A 985-nucleotide genomic window follows, 5' to 3' on the forward strand; every position below is an offset into this window, starting at 1 on the left:
TAGACGAGTAGTTCCGATATCCCGGTCAGTGGTCGTAGGCGATCAGTGACCGGGTGACGGGTGCGCCGGTCTTGTTGTTGTGCCAGATCGCTGCACTCATGGCCAGCAGCCGCTGCGCGATGCGTACGGCGACGCCGGCGAATGTACGGCCGCCGTGTTGTTCCAGGTCAAGCTGGCCTTTGAGGGTGTCGTTGACCGACTCGATCAGCTGGCGGACCTTCTTGAGCATCGGTTCGCCGTAGCGGGCCTTCTCCTTCTTGCGGGACGGGCGCAGCAGCTCGATGCCGTGGTCTTCGGCCAGTCGCCGCTCGAACGGCTTCGAAGCGAAACCCTTGTCACTGATCAGCAGGACACCCGTACGGTCGGCGACGAGGTCGGCATCGTGTTCGAGCATCGCGGCCAGGACCTCGCGTTCGCCGATCTTCGGGTTGGCCAGGGCCCACAGGATCGGCATCCCGGCCGGGGTGCAGACCAGGTACAGCCGCAGTCCCCAGAAGAACCGGGAGTGCGAGGCGCAGTAGCCGTAGCCGGCCCAGCCGGCCATGTCCGAGCGTTGCACCGTGGGACGCGACATGCCGCACGGGATCGGGGTGGAGTCGACGATCCAGTGGTTGTCGAACCAGAAGTCGCTGTCGCGGGCCAGGTCCCGGAGGGTCTTCTTGATCAGTGGCAGGGCGGCACGGAGTCGTTTGTTGTACCCGGGCCGCTGGGGCAGGTAGGGGAACATGCCATGCAGGTGAATACGGGCGTACCGGATCCAGTGTGCTTCCGAACGGGCGCCGAGCAGGACCTGTGCCACAGCCAGGCAGACCAGTTCGGAGTCGGTCAGCCGCGGCGGCCGGCCACGCCACCGACGAGTACGGATGCTGTCGTCGATCTTCACGTAAAGTGCGGTCAAGAGGGTGTCCAGGTCTTGCGTCACAACACGATCTTGGACACCCTCCCTTCGTACCCAAGACATCGACCCCTGACATCGGAACTACTC

Annotated in this window: 1 protein-coding gene; it reads right to left on the reverse strand. The window is 64.5% G+C overall.

Going from position 1 to position 985, the window contains the following annotated elements:
• Window positions 1–25 precede the first annotated feature (25 nt).
• Window positions 26–922, reverse strand: a complete 897-nt coding sequence (locus Apa02nite_RS50750) for an IS982 family transposase (protein WP_203831585.1) — start codon at window positions 920–922, stop codon at window positions 26–28.
• Window positions 923–985: the final 63 nt, after the last annotated feature.

It is taken from the genome of Actinoplanes palleronii (assembly GCF_016862315.1).
Taxonomy (GTDB): domain Bacteria; phylum Actinomycetota; class Actinomycetes; order Mycobacteriales; family Micromonosporaceae; genus Actinoplanes; species Actinoplanes palleronii.